The sequence below is a fragment of the Trichococcus sp. K1Tr genome (genome assembly GCF_028309625.1).
Classification (GTDB): Bacteria; Bacillota; Bacilli; order Lactobacillales; family Aerococcaceae; genus Trichococcus.
The window spans coordinates 151,720-169,792 of sequence record NZ_JAQMHR010000003.1; the positions used below are offsets into that span (position 1 = coordinate 151,720).

Below are 18,073 nucleotides of genomic sequence, written 5' to 3' on the forward strand. Positions count from 1 at the left end.
AAGCGAAAGAAACAAGCAAGCTATTTTTGGGTATGCGATACGAGGAGGAATTGGAAAATGGTAAACAAAAGAATCAGAAGATCAATTACGGCAGCTTTGGTGGCAGGAGTGATGAGCACAGCGACTGTTGTTCCGGTTATGGCTGCCTCAAACAACGATGCGAATTTGACCGGCAACGGCAAAGATGTCAAGAATGTCATTCTGATGATTTCCGATGGCTGGGGATACAACCAAATTTTAGCGACGGATTACTATACCGAAGGCAAAGCAGGCACGCAAGTCTACGAAAACTTCCCGACAAAATTGGCTTTGAGCACTTATTCGCTGGGAGATTTGACGACGGAAGACAATGCTGACGGCGTATATGATCCTGCTACTGCTTGGGAAAATTTCAACACATTGATGAACAACCCGACTGACTCTGCCGCTGCGGGTACAGCGATGTCAACTGGCGTGAAAACTTATGATGCAGCAATCGGTGTCGATGAGCAACCAGAAGATTTGACGCATATGACACAAGATTTTGAAGATCAAGGCAAGGCGACTGGTGTGGTCAGTTCTGTGGAATTCAGCCATGCGACGCCAGCGAGTTTCGTGGCGCATCACGAGAGCCGCAATGATTACAGCATCTTGGCGAATGAAATGATCAAGGACAGCGCGACCGATGTCATCATGGGTGCTGGAAATCCTCTGTATGACAATAATGGTGACGCCGCAGCTGCACCAAACTACAAATATGTGGGCGGGGCAGCTACGTGGAACGGACTGGTTGACGGTTCATTGGACGTTTCCGATGCTGATGGCGACGGGATTGATGATGCCTGGACACTGATCCAAAGCAAAGAGGACTTCGAAGCGCTACAAACCGGCGAAACAGCAAGCCGCGTCATCGGTGTGCCGGAAGTCTATACGACTTTGCAGCAAGCCAGAGGTGGAGATGGTCAAGCCGATGCTTACGCAGTGGAGCAAAACAGCAACGTACCTGGTCTTGATGTGATGACGACAGGTGCTTTGAATGTCCTTGACAATGACGAAGACGGGTTCTTCCTGATGGTCGAAGGGGGAGCGATCGATTGGGCAGGGCATGCTAATCAGAGCGGACGCCTGATCGAAGAGCAAGCAGCCTTCAATGATTCCGTAGAAGCTGTCTACGAATGGGTAGAGGAAAACAGCAACTGGGGCGAAACGCTGCTGATCGTTACCGGAGACCATGAGACCGGCTATCTGACGGGAACGGCAGGTGTGTATGATGAAGTGGCGAACAACGGAGCAGGCGTGATGCCGACGATGGCATGGAATTCCGGGAACCACACCAACCAATTGATTCCGTTCTATGCGAAGGGTGCAGGGGCAGAAATCTTTAAGAAAGTTGCAGATGAAACGGATCCTGTAAGGGGAGCCTACTTGGATAACACGGAAATTTCCGAAGTCATCCGCACATTGATTGATTAATAGAACTAATTCAGTTGCATAATTTTGAAGGAATAAAAAGCCTGCAGATCATTTATTTGATCTGTAGGCTTTTGTTTGTGTATCAATCATGGTAAGGAAGCAATGTTATTCATCAAAAAAACAATGAAGTGTTTGCAGGAAGATCTCAATTCAATCATAAATCTGTATATGAGCAGTCCAGGGGAAGTAGGTCGCACCGTAATTCTTACTCTTCAATTAACGACGACTTCACGTATTTAAATTGTGATAACATTTAGTGGAAGACAAATAAGAAATGAGGCTTTCCTCTGGCTAGCTATCACAAAAAAATCAGTAAGTTGTCTTCAAATCGCCAATCAGAATAAGAAAGGATAATGATATATGAGTTTTCCAAATGAATTTTTGTGGGGATCAAGTATTAGTGCTTTTCAAGCAGAAGGAGCCAGGTTAGAAGATAGCCGCGGATTAAGTGTAGCGGATCTGCGCAGCGATGAAGGGCGAATTAGGTTGGATATTGCAGACACGTCTATCGCTGTTGATTTTTATCATAAGTATAAAGATGATATAAAACTCATGAAAGAATGTGGATTGAAGAGCTTTCGTTTTTCAATATCATGGTCCAGAATCTTTCCTCAGGGTAACGGGAGAGTGAACCAAAAGGGTGTAGATTATTATAATGATTTAATTGATGAGCTGATTTTAAACGATATTGCGCCGATTGTGACACTCATGCATTTTGATCTTCCTCAAAGCTTGATAGAACAATACCAAGGGTTTCTATCCAGAAAGTGCATTTCAGATTTCGTGGATTATGCCAAATTTTGTTTCGAACAATTCGGAGACAGGGTACGCTATTGGCTCACCATCAATGAGCAAGATGTATTGACTGGAATACCATTTTTTAATGGTTTGGATTCGAAAAAAGAGAGTGCCCAAGCAGACCATCATATGAATATCGCGAATGCCCTAGTTATGAAGTTATACCACGATATGGGATTAAATGGCAAAATTGGTCCTTGTCTTTCTTATCCGACCAGATATCCTGCTTCATTAGATCCAGCTGACCAATTTTTAGCTATGCATCTGGATGATCTTAGTATTTTTTCTAGAGTGGATATTTTAATGTATGGGGAATACCCAAAATATTTTTTGAATGATTTGAAGAATAAAGATTTAATGTTTACGATCGAAGAGGGGGATGAGGAGCTATTAAAAGGGGCAAATCCAGATTTTTTAGCCGTCAATTGGTATACAAGTGAAGTCGTTGGTCAGTATGTAGATGAGGAGTCTTTTGGAAATTATAAAGGGCCTGATATTCCCAGAAAAAACAGAAGTGAAAAAGGTGTCGCGCAATATTATAAAAATCCTTTCACTAAATATGGGAGTTATGAATGGAATATTGACGGCATAGGATTGAGATATGCCTTGAGAAAAATTTATTCAAGATACCATCTGCCTTTGATGATTACGGAAAATGGCTATTCTGCGAAAGAAGAGGTGAAGGATGGGCATGTTCATGATGATGAAAGGATCGAATACCTTTCAAATATGATAACGAATATGTCGTTAGCTATTGAGGACGGGGTTGAGTTATTCTCTTACAATCCCTGGTCATTTATTGACATTTTATCAAGTAGTCAAGGAATGGATAAAAGATATGGATTAGTCTTTGTGGACCGAACGAACCATGACTGCAAGGACTTACAACGCATTAAAAAGGAATCATTTTATTGGTATCAAAAATGTATTCAAAATAATGGGAATGCATGAGAACTATCTCATGCATTTTTGATATAATTCCAACAAGTGCAAGGAGGAATATTCATGGAACTTGTTATCATAATACTTTTGGAATATATAAAGGAAAACCCAAATACCGAAACAGGGGTGTCTATTGCTAAAATATTGGTGCAACACCTTGAAAAAATTAGCAAGATGAGCTTAGAAGCGGCAGCCGAATTTTGTTTGTGCTCACCATCGACCTTTACTCGCTTTCTTAAAAGCATCGGTATCAACAATTTTAAAGAATTAAGGAAAATGCTGAATTCCCCCAAATTGGTATTTCATACTGATAATTTTAATAAAGAAGAGTATATCGCCAGAATACATCAAAATATTCAAGAGGTCGCTGATATTTCCGACCAGGTCATTAAAGATATAGTCTTAAATATTTATAATGCAAAACGAGTAATCTTCATTGCTTTTCCGACCAACTATTCACATTTAGTGGATTTCCAATGCAAGATGATGATGGACAGGAAGTATATAGAGATTTTTTCAAAATTACAAATGGATGAAAACATCGATTCCATTGATAAAAGTGATCTGGTGTTTGTTATTTCCTATCAAGGTAATTTTTTTATCGGCAACAAAACCAATGAAAAATTAAACTGCAAAAAAGTAAAAAAAATATTGATAACACAAACTTCAATAAAGAAGTACGCTGATTTTTACAAAGTTATTAAATGTGGTTCTTATAATTACTACGGTGAAGGATCCCATGCGCTCATTTTGCTGTTGGACAGAATTTATCAAGAGTATAGTCGATTTATTTCTACAGGTGTTTTGTACTAGTCATTATATGATGATTACAAAACCTAAACGGATGATACACTTTAAATGTAGTTAAAACTTAGTTATTTGAAGGGAGAAAATGCAATGAAATTTTTTGATTCTATGGAAAACATGTTGGGCAAGTATCTGGAACCCCTATCAGTGAGGATTTCGGACAATAATGTAATCAAAGCTATTGTAAGGGGATGTATTGCAGCTGTACCGATTACAATTGGGGTATCGTTGATCACGATCTTAATAAATTTGCCTATACCAAGTTGGGCAGAATTTTTAAACAGCACTGGCATATTTGCTGCCGGTACTGAAGTTACTAATGTAACCCTTTCCATGCTTCCGATATACTTGATAAGTGCAGTTTCATATTCATACTGTAAAATCAAAGGAGAATCTGGCATCGTTGGTCCAATGATTGCTTTAGCCGTATTCTTGATTCTAATGCCTTCAACCATAAGTATGCAGGACGGTTCTTCCATTGTCGCCCTTACATCCGATTATCTAGGAAGCAAAGGGATTTTCCTAGCGCTGATTTTAGGAGTTACAGTTGCTATGGCCTATAGCAAACTCATCAACAGCAGAATTAGGATTAAAATGCCTGATTCCGTTCCGCCGATGGTTTCGGATTCACTTTCAGCATCCATTCCGGCAATCATTATATTCTTTCTGGCGTTTGTCGTTAAAGTTCTCTTTAATTTTACAGAATACAATAATGTTTTTGATGCCTTCAATACAATCATTCAGACACCTGTAATGACATTCGGAACATCGCCGATTTCGTTTATTTTTTTCACTGTACTTTGTAATCTGCTTTGGTTCTTCGGGGTACATCCAGCAGCAATCACAGGGCTTTATGCGCCAATTATAGTAGGTGCTATTGTAGCTAATATGCAAGCGTTTGTCAGTGGTTCCGCACTTCCTTACCCTGCTTTGATGGTCGTTTACTTAATTTGTAACTTAGGCGGCTTTGGAGGAACTTTGGGTTTGAGTCTGTGCTTGTTACTGGCTAAATCCGAGAAATTCAAAAGCGTCAGAAAGCTTTTTATCATTCCAAATATTTTCAATATTAATGAGCCCATGGTATTCGGAATGCCAACAGTTATGAATCCTATTTATTTCTTTCCGATGGTATTTTCGCAATTCATTACTGGGTGGGTAGCGCTAGGATTGTACTCGATTTTTCAATTTCCGATCAACCCTACATATCAGCTGGGGTTCCCCTGGGTGACACCGCCAGTCATTACAGCTTTTGCAGAAGGAGGGGTCCTGTTCTTAGGAATTGCAATTCTTGCAATTTTGATTCAATTCCTATGCTATTATCCGTTCTTTAGACTTGATGATAAAAAAGCATGTAAAATGGAAAAGGAAACAAGCTTGGTTGAAAGTGATGAATTCGTCTCGGTAACTTAATAGCTTAAAACCATATAAACACCAAGGAGAAATCTTCTTGGTGTTTTAGTAAATTCTGGGATTCTATAAATTGTTAAATAGGTATGAGGTGTTTACGGATGAAAATAGATAATATTTTAGTCAACTACCTGAAAGAACTTATCGGATTTGAATTAAATAATCTTAGAGTACTTCTTACGAATAAAGATCCTCTAAAGGAGTATTTGATAAAATGGAAAAGGAAATGGATAAATCTCTAAAGTTCTGTTTATTAATATCGGTGGTATAATAATCTTGTAAAGGGTAATCAATGCCTTGCTGAATTTATTATCTATCTTATCAAGCTGTTCGTTGATCCTAATCTGTAGTTTCTGTGCAAAAAAAGTACCTTCCTTGCGTAAAACGAATATAAGGAGAGGCCAGGTTATGAAATTTCATGAATTCGGGAACAAAAACCAAACGACGGTCATGCTTATCCAGGGCATTGGGACTGCATTAAACTCTAAAAATGTCACTCGACACCCCTATTTTTTTGAGAGCGTGTAATTAACATTCTCAGCAGGCAGTAGCTGCAGAAAGCTTTATTGTCAGCCCTTGGTAACAGAATGCAGAAAAGGTGGAACAGCAATGAGACAGAGTTTAATGATTGGATTATTATTTACGATCTTATTTTTAGGCGGATGCAATGCATGGGATAAAGCATATGAAGAAGCAGGCTCAGGTAGTTTTGCAGTTACGTCGATTACTGGTCCTTCTGCGCTGGGATTCGTCAAAGCGATGGAGCCTAACATCGATCCTCAAGTGAGGTTGGGGGACACGGTGTACTACTCTTTCGAAGAGGATGAGGAAGCTATTTATGCACAATTACTGGAAGGTAAAGCTGATATGGCAGTTGTATCCACAGAAACTGCTGCGAAGCTCTATCGTGAGGGTGCCGGATACCAGTTGGCAGCAGTTAATACAGGCGGGTATCTCTATCTGTTGTCAGCTGATGAGTCGATCAGCGATGTTTCTGACCTTGGGGGAAAAGTCATAACGATCGTAGGAGAGAAATCGGCTGCTGACGTTGTTATTCAACAGTTGTTGCTGCAATTTGGAATCGATCCAGATAATGATTTGACGCTGACCTATGCTGCGAGTGCAGAGACAGTGATGGAAAACGTCGCAGCTAGTGACATTCTAGTTTTATCTGAGCCTTGGGTGACCGATTTTTTGGATGAAAACACTGACTTCAGCATTGCTTTGGATATCCAGGAAGAATGGGAGGGGATTAACGAGGATGGGATGCCATTGCCTTTGACATGCTTGATTGTTAAAAAGGAACTCCCTGTTGATAGAGCAGAAGAATGGGATTTATTTGTAGCTGATTATAAGGATTCCATCGATTGGATCAACAGCAATCCGGCTGAAACGGCGGAACTGTTGGATGATCATGAAGTTGGGATCACGAAAGATCAGGCAACAGGAGTGATTTCCCGCAGCAATTTGGATTATTGGGATGCAGCAAATGCCAAACAAGCAGTAGAAAAATACTTGATCCTATTTTTGGAAGCGGAAGCTGATGGAACCTTAGAAAGCCTGCCTGATGCAGCATTCTATCTATCGGAAGAATAAGGAGGAAACAATCATGAAAATGCAGTTTTGGTCCAAAACGACAACCGGGAAATGGGCAGCGGGTTTGACCTTGGCTTTCATCGTGTTGATGGCTTTAAAAATGGTCGGGCTTGGGGCCTCAATCAGGCTGCCGTTACCGACACCCGTCCTTGCAATGATGGGAGTGATTGGCTTCATTATGGGGCTGATAGCTGTCATCAAACACAAAGACAGAGCCTTGTTGACGTTGCTTTCAATTCCGGTAGGGATAATCATCATCGCATGGACGCTTGCAGAAATAGCCTTTCCCCACTGATGCATCGTTATCCAAAAATACTATCGAGTAAAGACGTCCGTGGTCAGGACGTCTTTTTTTATTTGATTTTTTTAAGGTTCCTACGGGGATAGCTATAAGCTATTCCTTGATGGGCGGTATGGTATAATGAGGCCGGAAAATAGCGGTTACAAACACTGGGGAATCTTGATTCAAGTTGTATTGTGCAGAATAGTTCGGATGACACAAGCGCCACGCTGGATCCGAAGACGGTCAAGGAAAGCCAAATCACAGCAAGGGAGGAAAAAGGAAATGCCAAGTCCATTAGATTTCAAAAAAGAATCCAAGAATCTTTATCAGCCTAAGACGACCCCTGCAATCGTCGATGTGCCGAAGATGAGGTTCCTCATGGTTGACGGCAAGGGGAACCCCAATGAGGAATCGGGGGAATACGCGAAAGCAATCGAAATGCTTTATGGGCTGTCTTACACCATCAAAATGAGCAACAAAAGCGGCAATGCCCCGGCGGATTTCTTTGAATATGTCGTTCCGCCATTGGAGGGTCTATGGTGGACGAAGCTTGATCGGCCCTTTGATACGAGCCAAAAGGACAAATTGATCTGGACAGCGATGATTCGGCAGCCGGAATTTGTTACGGATGAAGTATTCCGATGGGCCGTTGATGGGTTGAAGAAAAAGAAACCCGCGCTTGACCTCACTAGGGCAAGGTTGGCGGAGTTCACGGAAGGGCTTTGCGTTCAGATGCTGCACATGGGTCCCTATGATACGGAAGCAGTGACGGTCAAAGCTATCGACGACTTTGCTGCAGCCAATGGATACGTCAATGCCATTTCGGAAATGAGTCCGGACGGCACAATCCGTAGGCACCATGAAATTTACTTGAACGATCCGCGCAAAGTAGCTCCGGAAAAGATGAAGACGGTCGTCCGCCATCCGATCAGGATAAAGATATAAAATAGATAATCGTTCAGTTTGCTCTAGTCTGTTTCCGCAGTCCTAGAGCTTTTTTCATATCATAATGAGCGCCACATGGAAAAACGCTGTCGTTGTCAATAACAGATGGATTTCCCGTTGCCCTCACAGCATCATTTGGCCAAGGAGGAGAAATATTGGAAAAGATGATTCGGAAATATTATTTGAGTTCCTTTTATGTTATTACATTCCTATTCAGCATCCTATTGCTAACCTTACATTTTATATTCCGATCTGCAGGGAACTACTCTGTTTCCTTTACCCAATTGGCACCCGCCTTTGCGGTGGCTGCCCTGACATTGCTGTTAAAGGACAAAACGATCATCAAGGATATAAGGAACCATTTTCGTGTGGATAAGGCCGTTGTGAAATGGCTGCTGCCTGCCATTGCTTTGCCGGCCTTTTGCATCATCATCAGCAGTTTCATACTGTCTTATTATGAAGTGGCCTTTGTCCCTTGGGATGGCGATGCATTTTTCTATTTGCTGAATTTTGTTGCGATGCTGATTGGTTGCGCGGCAGAAGAAATAGGCTGGCGCGGGTTTCTGTTGCCGAATATGCAAAAAAAGTATACACCGTTTACCAGTAGTATCCTTGTGGGAGTCCTGTGGGGTGTTTGGCATTTGAACTTTACCGGTGGCCTTTTGGGGTTTATTTTGTATACTGTCACCATCATAGAGGTGTCCATTTTGATGACTTGGCTGTACAACAAATCAGATGGGAATCTGGTGCTCATGACTGTTTGGCACTTTACTTTCAATGTGACCTCGCATATTTTCTTATGGGATAGGTTCACCCTGCAGTTGTTTGCAGTCGAGAGTGTAGTGTTCGGAATTCTGTGTCTATTCCTGTTCGTTACCGAGAGGAATTCATCTTTCTTTAAAAGCAGTGTTGGGAGCATCAAAGTATGAAAAACATACATTTGAATGGGAAAGCATTTAAAATAGCGCTGATAAGCATGATGCTGTTTATCGGGGTTATTTCAATAGGCTCGATGGTTTACGTCAAAACGAACTACGACGAAAGTTTCTCCAGAGTCGATAAACCGGATCCGAATTATTCAGGCTATCTCAGATACAACGATGTGGCGGATGCCTATGAACGCACGGAAATCGCATTCGAATCAGGCGGAAATGTTTTGAAAGGCCATGTCTATGGCAACGAAAACGACAAAGGCTTAGTCGTCATTTCTGCTGGTTTGGGATTCGGTGCGGAAAACTACCTGGCAGAAACGATGTATTTCGTTGACAACGGATGGCGCGTTTTGACCTTCGACAATACCGGGACTCACGAAAGCGAAGGGGAAAGCACGATGGGCCCTTCGCAATCCATGCTGGATTTGGATGCTGCCTTGACCTTCATCCAAGGCGATCAACGATTGAACAATTTACTTATCTTGCTCTATGGTCATAGCTGGGGTGGTTATGCGGTCACGGCAATTTTGGATTCCGACTTTGACATTGCTGCAGTCGCCAGCATCGCTGGATTCAATTCGCCCATGGAACTATTAAAAGAGCAGTCGGACAGCCTGTTAGGGGCTTTTTCCCCAATAGCCTATCCTTTCCTGTGGATATATCAGAAAATGCTTTTCGGCAACACTGCCTGGGTTACAGCTACGAGCGGTATTAATAGTACGGATACTCCGGTCATGATTATCCATGGCGTCAAAGATGAAGCGATAGCATACGCTGGAGCGAGCATCATTGCCCATCGGGACGAAATGACCAATCCCAACATTGTTTACAAAACCTGCAGTGCGGCGTATCATGACGGACACAACAATCTATTCGAATCCGATGCCGCAAGCGAATATGCAAAAGCAAAAAATCTGGAATATAAGGAAATATATAATCGCTATGACGGGGAAATCCCAGATCACATCAAGGCGGAATATTACGAGGGCGTCGACAGATTCCGGACGAGTGAGTTGGATCTGGATTTCATGGATGAGATCAATTTCTTTTTTGAAGAGCAACTATGATTTCTGAATTATGTTGCTATATGGAAAATAAAACGCTTCCCTTGAAGTGCACTCCAAGGTGTATACTTCTGTTTGTAATGCGAGTGGCGCCATTTTGATTCGCTAAAAGGCGCAGTGATCAAAATAAACAGCTTCGGAAAGGAAGGAAACAATATGACAACATGGTTGATTACAGGATGCTCTAGCGGCATCGGCAGAGGGATCGCGAAAGCAGTTTTAAAAAATGGGGATAACGCGGTCGTGACTGCAAGGGATATTTCTACGGTGGCGGATATCATCGCAGATTACCCCGATACCGCCATCTCAGTAGCTTTGGATATCACAGACAAAGAGAGCATCACCAATGCCGTGAAAGCGGCAGCGGACAAGTTCGGCGGGGTGGACATCCTCGTGAACAACGCAGGCTATGGCTATCGTTCTTCCGTTGAAGAAGGCGAGGAAGACAGCGTAAATCTGCTGTTTGCCACCAACTTTTTCGGCCCAGTTACATTGATCAAGCAAGTGTTGCCTTACATGCGGACGCAGAAAAACGGCGCCATCCTCAATGTGTCATCGATCGCTGCTGCCCGCTCAGGTGTCGGTTCCGGTTATTATGCTGCATCCAAGGCCGCTTTGGAATTGATGACGGACGGCTTGATGAAGGAAGTCGCACCGTTGGGGATCAAAGTGATGACCGTGGAACCGGGCGCTTTCCGGACCAAATTCTACGACACTTCTTTGAAAGGGACCCAGAAGCAGATCGAAGATTATGCCGATACTGCTTGGAAAACCCGAAAAGAGAACATCGTCGACAACCAGGACCAACCCGGAGACCCGGACAAGGCGGGGGAAGTCATCTACGAAACTATGCAGAAAGAAAACCTTCCGAAACGCTTGTTGCTTGGTTCTGATGCGGTGAAAATCGTGTCTACCGAGATGAAAGAAAGATTGCAGGAAATCGAAGACTGGAGCGCCATCAGTAAACAGACGGACTATTGATCTGATATAAATAACACATGAATGATGAAGACTGCGGAGGCGGGCGTGACGCCTTTTTCGCGGTCTTTTTGCGTGAGGGGATAGTGTTGATGATAGGGCTTTCCATACACGCTTTGGCATTCTGATTTCTGAATGATAGGACTCAAAATCGCGCCTCTTGCAAAAGAGAAGCACTTGTAATAAAATATATGCATGCGCATGAATTGCGAGTGAGCCGAGCGTTTTGTTTGGAAATTTCCGGCAGGCTCGATAGAATGAAATAAAGCGATCCAAGGGAGAGAAAAATATGTCAACAATGAACAGCAAGCTGACTTTCAAACGCGGTCTTGAGCTGAAGAACCGCATCATGATGGCACCAATGACGACAAAGATGAGTTTCTGTGACGGCGTCGTGACATCCGACGAAATCAATTACTACGCGCTTCGTTCCGGCGAAATCGGCGCGGTCATCACAGGCGCAGCGAATGTGCAGAACGACGGCAAAGGCTGGGAAGGCGAACTGAGCGTCGCTTCAGATGTGTTCATTCCGGGTTTGAGTAAACTGGCCGCCGCAATCAAAAAGAACGGTACAAAAGCCATCCTGCAGATTTTCCACGGTGGCCGCATGACGGATTCAAGTGTCTTGAGGGGTGTTCAACCGGTGGCTCCGAGTGCGATTGCTGCCGAAAGACCGAATGCCGAAACGCCGCGAGCTTTGGCCGGTGATGAAGTTCTGGACTTGATCGAAAACTTCAAAGCCGCGACCCGCCGCGCGATTGAAGCCGGTTTCGACGGTGTGGAACTGCACGGCGCCAACACTTACCTGTTGCAACAATTCTTTTCGCCGCACTCCAACCGCAGGGACGACGAATGGGGCGGCACCCTGGAAAAACGGTTCAGTTTCATCGATAAATTGGTTGATGAAGTGATAGCAACCGTGGATGAATCGGGCGCCGAAAACTTTATCGTCGGTTACCGCTTTTCACCAGAGGAATACGAAAATCCGGGCATCCGTTTTTCGGATACGCTCTTCCTTGTGGACCGATTGGCCGATAAAGGATTGGATTATCTGCATATTTCCTTGAGAGACCGTCAACTCGTTTCCGTTTCTGAGGATCATAAAGAGAAAAGCATGATGGCGTACATCCATGAACAAATCAACGGACGCGTGCCGTTGGTCGGTGTCGGCGATGTCCGCACGAGCGAAGATGCGGAGAACGTATTGGAAAATTCGGAGCTTGTTGCCGTTGGACGTGCGTTGCTGATCGATCCGCATTGGGGCGCGAAAGCACTCGATAAAAAGGATAATCTGATCCGCCAAGAAATATCCAATTACGACCGCGAAGAACTGTTCCTTGCGAACGGCGTCTGGGGCTTCATGGAATTCATGATGCCCGACCGTTTGGGGAAATAATAACAAAGAGATTATGACTATTTGGTGGTCTTGTTTATAGTTATGGATTAAAATTAATATACGCAGCAAAAGGGACCGTATGCACTACCTGAAAAGGTGAGTCTGTACGGTCTTTTTATTTTGCTATGTATAAATTTGCACCTGTATGTATTTACTGAAAACTTAAGGAATGTTTGGGTAGATAATTCCTGAACTAAAAAGCCTAGTATCCAAGAACTGAATAATAGCTGGAATATAGCTGTCGTCAAAGGATTTCTTAGATATCGATCAAGAGAAAAAAACAATCATACACAAGCAAAAATTTATTGTCCATGCTTATTTGCTTAAGAAACTCAAAATTAGAGAATTGACAAGGTATGCGCTTTAATGTAGGTTATAAATATAAGTATAAACATTGAAAGGGAGTGACAAAATGGAAGATGAACCTGGGGAAAGGCCGATTATAAACTTTATTGGAAGTTTATTTGTGATGCCTAAGCTAAATTATATAAAAATATATACGTCATTTAACTATTGTAGACCATGATGCAGCCTGTTTATGCTGTGTTTTGTAGTCTATTTTTTTTTCTGGAAATACTGGACTAGTCATCAAGAACCTAATACTTCAAATAAAAATGTGCTTGAATATAATCTGTTAGATTGGAGACAACATGGAATCTCAGTACAATAAAAAGAAACACTTTATCGTAAACACAATTTATTTTTTTCTGATTGCTCTCATTGCATATGTTTTTTTTAACTATGCAATTAATCTCATAAGCCCTTTTATCTTTGCATTATTGGTTGCCTATTTACTTCAAAAGCCAACCAAATCAATAGCGGTAATTTTAAAACTACCACCTAAGATGGTGTCAGTTATTCTTGTCTTGTTTTTTTATAGTACGATCGGACTTCTCTTCTCATTGATTGGCGTAAAATTAATATCAGTTGTTACAGCGCTCATTTCTGGGCTTCCGATGATATACGAAACGCAGCTGGAACCATTTCTTCTAAATACGTTTGACGGTGTAGAGCAAGCAGTTTATCGCTTAGATCCTGCCTTGGTGGACGTTCTGAACGAAGGGTTTGATCAGTTTGTAAATTCGCTTGGTGAGGATATCAAAAATATATCTTTGTCACTGGTGGGTTCCTTATCAACCATAGCATCTTCATTGCCTGAATTTCTGATAAAAATTGTATTGATGATTATATCGACTTTCTTCATTGCAATGGATTACGACGCTTTAGCGCAGTCTATCTCAAGGCAGTTCACAAGCAGAAATAATGAAGTAATTCAAAAGATTAAACAATACGTATTTCACACCTTGTTCGTGGTGGTCCGTTCATATTTACTAATTATGGGTATTACTTTTATTGAGCTATCTGTGGGTCTTTCCATTATTGGAATTCCAAATGCAGTATTGATTGCGTTTATAATCGCGATATTCGATATATTGCCTGTATTGGGTACAGGCGGAATAATGATACCATGGACAATCATCACTTTTTTCCAAGGAAACTATCAGATTTCAATTGGGATACTAGTTGTGTATATTGTCGTGACGATTGTAAGGAATATTCTGGAACCGAAAATTGTTGGGGGACAGTTGGGGCTGCATCCTGTTGTGGCACTAATGAGTATGTTTATAGGTGCTAACCTAATTGGCGTGATTGGTTTGTTCGGATTTCCTATTACATTATCCCTGCTGAAGCATCTGAATGACACTGGAACGATCAAGCTGTTTAAATGAGGGATTTTTGATTATTATGATAAATAAGGAGAAGAGGAATGACAATATTTGAGGCTATAATTTTAGGTTTTGTGCAGGGTATGACGGAATTTTTACCTGTGAGCAGCTCGGGACATTTGGTGCTTTTGCAGAAAGTATTCGGCATTAATGAAGGCGCCATGCTATTCACGATTATGTTGCATGTGGGAACACTAATATCCATTTTTATTGTTTTTTGGGAAGATATTATGGATATGATCAAAAATCCGCTAAATAAACTGAGTATTTTGATCATCAGTGCAACCATACCGACAGTATTGATAGCTCTGTTACTACAGGATGTGGTAGAAGAGGCGTTTGACAGTGCCACAACATTAGGTTTTGGTTTTTTGCTGACGGGGATTATATTGTGGACTGTTGAGTCTATTAAGCTCGGTAACAAAGAACTAAAAGAGATGACATTCTTAAATGCATTACTGATTGGTACGGCACAAGGACTTGCTATATTTCCTGCGATTTCAAGATCAGGAGCAACGATAGCAGGTGCATTATTTCAAAATCTGGACAGACGTTTCGCAGCGAAATTTTCATTCTTAATGTCAATTCCAGCAATATTAGGTTCACTGATTTTTCAAATGAAGGACATCGTCGGAACAGAGTTAAACATCGACTGGATCCCAGTAATCATTGGAACACTCGTAGCGGCCGCTTCCGGTTATTTAGCTATACGCTTTATGATGGAGATGATAGCAAAGAAATCCCTTAAGTACTTTTCCATATATGTATTTATACTGGGAGGGATTGTGTTGTTGGATCAGTACTTCTTTGGATGGGTATTTTAGTTTTAGCGTCTTTTTGTATACATCACAGAATTTCAGTTAATTTTCTAAAAATTACGTTGAATGCACTACGAAAGGGAGTTTGGTAAATTATGGAAGTTGGCGACACGTGGCAGTTAATCGTTCTGGTAGCGCTCTTGGCGCTGTCGAGTTTTTTTTCTGCATCCGAAACAGCATTAATGTCACTGAGTAAAATAAGAATAAGGAATATGGTGGAAGAAAATATCCCCGGCTCCAAAAAAGTACAAAAATTAGTCGGAAATCCGAGTACAATGTTGAGTGCGATTCTTGTAGGCAATAATATTGTGAATATTGGAGCCTCTGCTTTAGCAACATCGTTAGCCATAAAAAATTTCGGTAGCACAGGTGTAGGTTTGGCAACGGGGATCATGACTATTTTAGTCTTGATTTTTGGTGAGATTACTCCTAAATCATTGGCTGCGCAGAATTCTGAGAAGATGGCTTTGAAGGTTGCACCGTTCATTTCTATCATTGTTTCTGTACTAAAACCTTTTAATATAGTCCTTATTTACCTGACCAATGCGATTATTAAAGTTCTTGGCGGGGAAGTTGATGCTCGTGCTCCTTTTATTACTGAAGCAGAGCTAAAAACCATGATTAATGTAAGCCATGAAGAAGGAATGCTAGAAAGCGAAGAAAAAGAGATGATACACAATGTCTTTGAATTCAGGGAATCCAGGGTTACAGAGGTAATGACTCCAAGGACGTATATGGTTGCTGTTAACCTTGATTCCTCCTATGAAAAAATAGTAGAGGTATTTAAAACCCAACAGTTTTCGCGTATTCCTGTATATGATGACGGAATAGATAATGTAGTGGGAATACTGTATCTTAAGGACCTTATTTTTTTTGATGCGTCTAAAGAAACCTTTGAAATAACCAAGTATATGAGAGAACCTTACTTTACGTTTGAATTCAAGTTAATCACGGAACTGTTCAGCGAAATGAGAGATAAAAGCATACAGATGGCCATTGTTATAGATGAGTATGGCGGGACCGCGGGTATGATAACATTGGAAGATTTGGTAGAAGAAATTGTGGGAGATATTCGAGATGAATCCGATGAACTTTTCAATGAAATAGAGGTTGTAACGGAGGACGAGTATCTTGTCCGTGGTAGCGCGGAAATCGATCTCATAAATGAAATGCTCGGAGTTAAAATTGAATCTGAGGACTTTGATACAATTGGTGGTTTCGTAACAGGATTATTTGGCAGATTGCCAGAGGCAGGGGAGCAGATAGATTATAACAATATGAAGATTATTGTGGAACACGTTCAGAAATATAGGATTGAGAAACTTAGAATATTTACCCACTAACAATTTTTACAATAGAAAAAAAGAAGACTATACGGAGCATCCTTTAAGTGGGAGAGTTCAGTATGGTCTTTTTTCCTGTATATTAGCTGAAGCCGCATGCGATTCTGGGGCTGGTGATATGTTATAATGAGGTCGAAAAAGAGCGGTTACAAAACATTTTGTGTAGTCGATTATCTTCCTTTGTCATAAGTTTTTTTCAGTCCAAGGAGGGACTTCAGATGATCAAAAATAACCAACGCCGATGCATCTTTTGTTTCATTATGACCCTGTTGCTGTTTATCTTATCGGGTTGCGGTTCATCGAGCGACGAAGCTGCCTCATCTTCGGATCCGGAAGCGATCCGGGAGAGCCAAATCATGGAATTGGAAGGCAGTGATCTTATCGGGCAGGTGGATGCGTATGCGGCTATCCAAGGTGTGCTTGCGGAAGGGGCGGCGCCGACTCCGGCCAAAGTGTTCATCATCGAAAACGATGAATCTGTCGAGGAAGGCGCTGAAGAAAAGTACGTCTATTCGCCGCACTATCTTGATTTGCCGGAAGAGTTGCAGGCGAAGTCTGATGCCGAAATGAACGTTTTGGTGAAGCTGCGCAGTTATTACATGGAAACCGGAACCTATTCAAATGAAGGGATTGCCTACACACGCTATGTCCAAATAACTATCCTGGACCGGGTTGCCGGCACCATCATCCATCAGGAAACACTTATCGGATCTGCGCCGTTCAGCATCAGTGAAGATCAATCCGCGGGGTATGGTTATGTTCCAGATTACCAAGTGCTGGAGAAAATTCTGGCGTATTTTGGTTATTAGGAAGAATGATACTTTTATGGAAAGGATGAGTCAGGGAGTGAAATTATGTATACAGACAGTACATTCTATTTAGTTACGTTATTTGCCCTAAGTGCCATGGTCGTAAACAGTATCGGGATTTGGGTCATCTATAAAAATAAGCAGTGGGTCGACCGGAACATCGAGTATTTCATGTGTTTCGCGGCCGGCATCCTGATCGCCTCCCCGTTGATCATCGCCTTTCCGGAGGCGCTCGAGAAAAATGCGGATGCCGGTTTGGCTGCGTTGGCAGGGTTCATTTTCATGTTCTTCAGCAACAAACTCATCAAATACAGGACGCAGCATGCCGAGCTGGCTTTCGGGATTGTCGCCCTCGAAGGCATCGGCATCCACTCCTTCGTGGACGGCATCATCTATGCCGTCGCTTTCAGCATCAGTACGGCTACTGGCATGATGGCGGGAATCGGCTTGGTTGTGCACGAGTTCGCGGAAGGGGCCATCACCTTCTCGGCGTTGTTGAAAGCCGGCGTGAACGGAAAAAAAGCTATCCTCTATGCGTTTCTGGTTGCCGCTTTGACGACGCCAATCGGAGCCTTCATTGCGTATCCATTTGTGACTGGGCTGAACGATGCTGTCCTCGGGCTTGCCCTTGGTTTTGCGGTCGGGGTTTTGATCTATGTTTCCGCAGCGCATCTGTTGCCTGAAGCGGAGGAGCACGACAAGGAGCACTCGTACTTGGCTTTCCTTTGCGGTGTCGCTCTAGCGTTGTTCATCATGTTCACGGAGAGGTAATCTGA

Annotated in this window: 16 protein-coding genes; all 16 read left to right on the forward strand. The window is 42.3% G+C overall.

Going from position 1 to position 18,073, the window contains the following annotated elements; genetic code table 11:
- Positions 1–57: 57 nt before the first annotated feature.
- The 16 genes from PH235_RS07095 to PH235_RS07170 all read left to right on the forward strand — a co-directional run bounded on the left by PH235_RS07095 (position 58) and on the right by PH235_RS07170 (position 18,068).
- Positions 58–1,452: an alkaline phosphatase gene (locus tag PH235_RS07095; RefSeq protein WP_272161662.1), complete on the forward strand. Its 1,395-nt coding sequence runs from the start codon at positions 58–60 to the stop codon at positions 1,450–1,452.
- Positions 1,453–1,812: 360 nt separating this feature from the next.
- A complete protein-coding gene (locus PH235_RS07100) occupies positions 1,813–3,201 on the forward strand; it encodes a glycoside hydrolase family 1 protein (protein ID WP_272161663.1) in 1,389 nt (462 codons plus the stop codon).
- Between the two features lie 54 nt (positions 3,202–3,255).
- A complete protein-coding gene (locus PH235_RS07105; protein WP_272161664.1) occupies positions 3,256–4,005 on the forward strand; it encodes a MurR/RpiR family transcriptional regulator in 750 nt (249 codons plus the stop codon).
- An 84-nt stretch (positions 4,006–4,089) separates the two neighbouring features.
- Entirely contained in the window at positions 4,090–5,409 is a 1,320-nt protein-coding gene (locus PH235_RS07110) for a PTS sugar transporter subunit IIC (protein ID WP_272161665.1), read from the forward strand.
- A 606-nt stretch (positions 5,410–6,015) separates the two neighbouring features.
- A complete protein-coding gene (locus PH235_RS07115) occupies positions 6,016–7,002 on the forward strand; it encodes an ABC transporter substrate-binding protein (protein WP_272161666.1) in 987 nt (328 codons plus the stop codon).
- Between the two features lie 13 nt (positions 7,003–7,015).
- A complete protein-coding gene (locus PH235_RS07120) occupies positions 7,016–7,297 on the forward strand; it encodes a hypothetical protein (protein ID WP_272161667.1) in 282 nt (93 codons plus the stop codon).
- Between the two features lie 270 nt (positions 7,298–7,567).
- Positions 7,568–8,230, forward strand: coding sequence for a GyrI-like domain-containing protein (locus PH235_RS07125; protein WP_272161668.1), 663 nt, complete (start codon positions 7,568–7,570; stop codon positions 8,228–8,230).
- A 164-nt stretch (positions 8,231–8,394) separates the two neighbouring features.
- Positions 8,395–9,159 carry a CPBP family intramembrane glutamic endopeptidase gene (locus PH235_RS07130; RefSeq protein ID WP_272161911.1) on the forward strand — a complete coding sequence of 255 codons (765 nt, stop codon included), beginning with the start codon at positions 8,395–8,397 and terminating at the stop codon, positions 9,157–9,159.
- On the forward strand, positions 9,156–10,229 hold the full coding sequence (locus tag PH235_RS07135) for an alpha/beta hydrolase (RefSeq protein WP_272161669.1): 1,074 nt from the start codon (positions 9,156–9,158) through the stop codon (positions 10,227–10,229). Before PH235_RS07130 ends, PH235_RS07135 begins: the two co-directional genes overlap by 4 nt.
- Positions 10,230–10,382: 153 nt before the next feature.
- Entirely contained in the window at positions 10,383–11,207 is an 825-nt protein-coding gene (locus tag PH235_RS07140) for an oxidoreductase (protein ID WP_272161670.1), read from the forward strand.
- Positions 11,208–11,493: 286 nt separating this feature from the next.
- Positions 11,494–12,600 (forward strand): NADH-dependent flavin oxidoreductase, encoded by a 1,107-nt coding sequence (locus PH235_RS07145; protein WP_272161671.1) that lies wholly within the window; start codon positions 11,494–11,496, stop codon positions 12,598–12,600.
- A gap of 650 nt (positions 12,601–13,250) precedes the next feature.
- Positions 13,251–14,330, forward strand: coding sequence for a sporulation integral membrane protein YtvI (ytvI, locus tag PH235_RS07150; RefSeq protein WP_272161677.1), 1,080 nt, complete (start codon positions 13,251–13,253; stop codon positions 14,328–14,330).
- A gap of 38 nt (positions 14,331–14,368) precedes the next feature.
- The gene (locus tag PH235_RS07155) at positions 14,369–15,151 is read left to right on the forward strand and encodes an undecaprenyl-diphosphate phosphatase (protein WP_272161678.1); all 783 of its coding nucleotides are present in this window, start codon (positions 14,369–14,371) and stop codon (positions 15,149–15,151) included.
- A gap of 89 nt (positions 15,152–15,240) precedes the next feature.
- Positions 15,241–16,488, forward strand: a complete 1,248-nt coding sequence (locus tag PH235_RS07160; RefSeq protein ID WP_272161679.1) for a hemolysin family protein — start codon at positions 15,241–15,243, stop codon at positions 16,486–16,488.
- 218 nt (positions 16,489–16,706) lie between these two features.
- The gene (locus tag PH235_RS07165; protein WP_272161680.1) at positions 16,707–17,297 is read left to right on the forward strand and encodes a hypothetical protein; all 591 of its coding nucleotides are present in this window, start codon (positions 16,707–16,709) and stop codon (positions 17,295–17,297) included.
- 45 nt (positions 17,298–17,342) lie between these two features.
- Positions 17,343–18,068, forward strand: a complete 726-nt coding sequence (locus PH235_RS07170; protein WP_272161681.1) for a ZIP family metal transporter — start codon at positions 17,343–17,345, stop codon at positions 18,066–18,068.
- Positions 18,069–18,073: the final 5 nt, after the last annotated feature.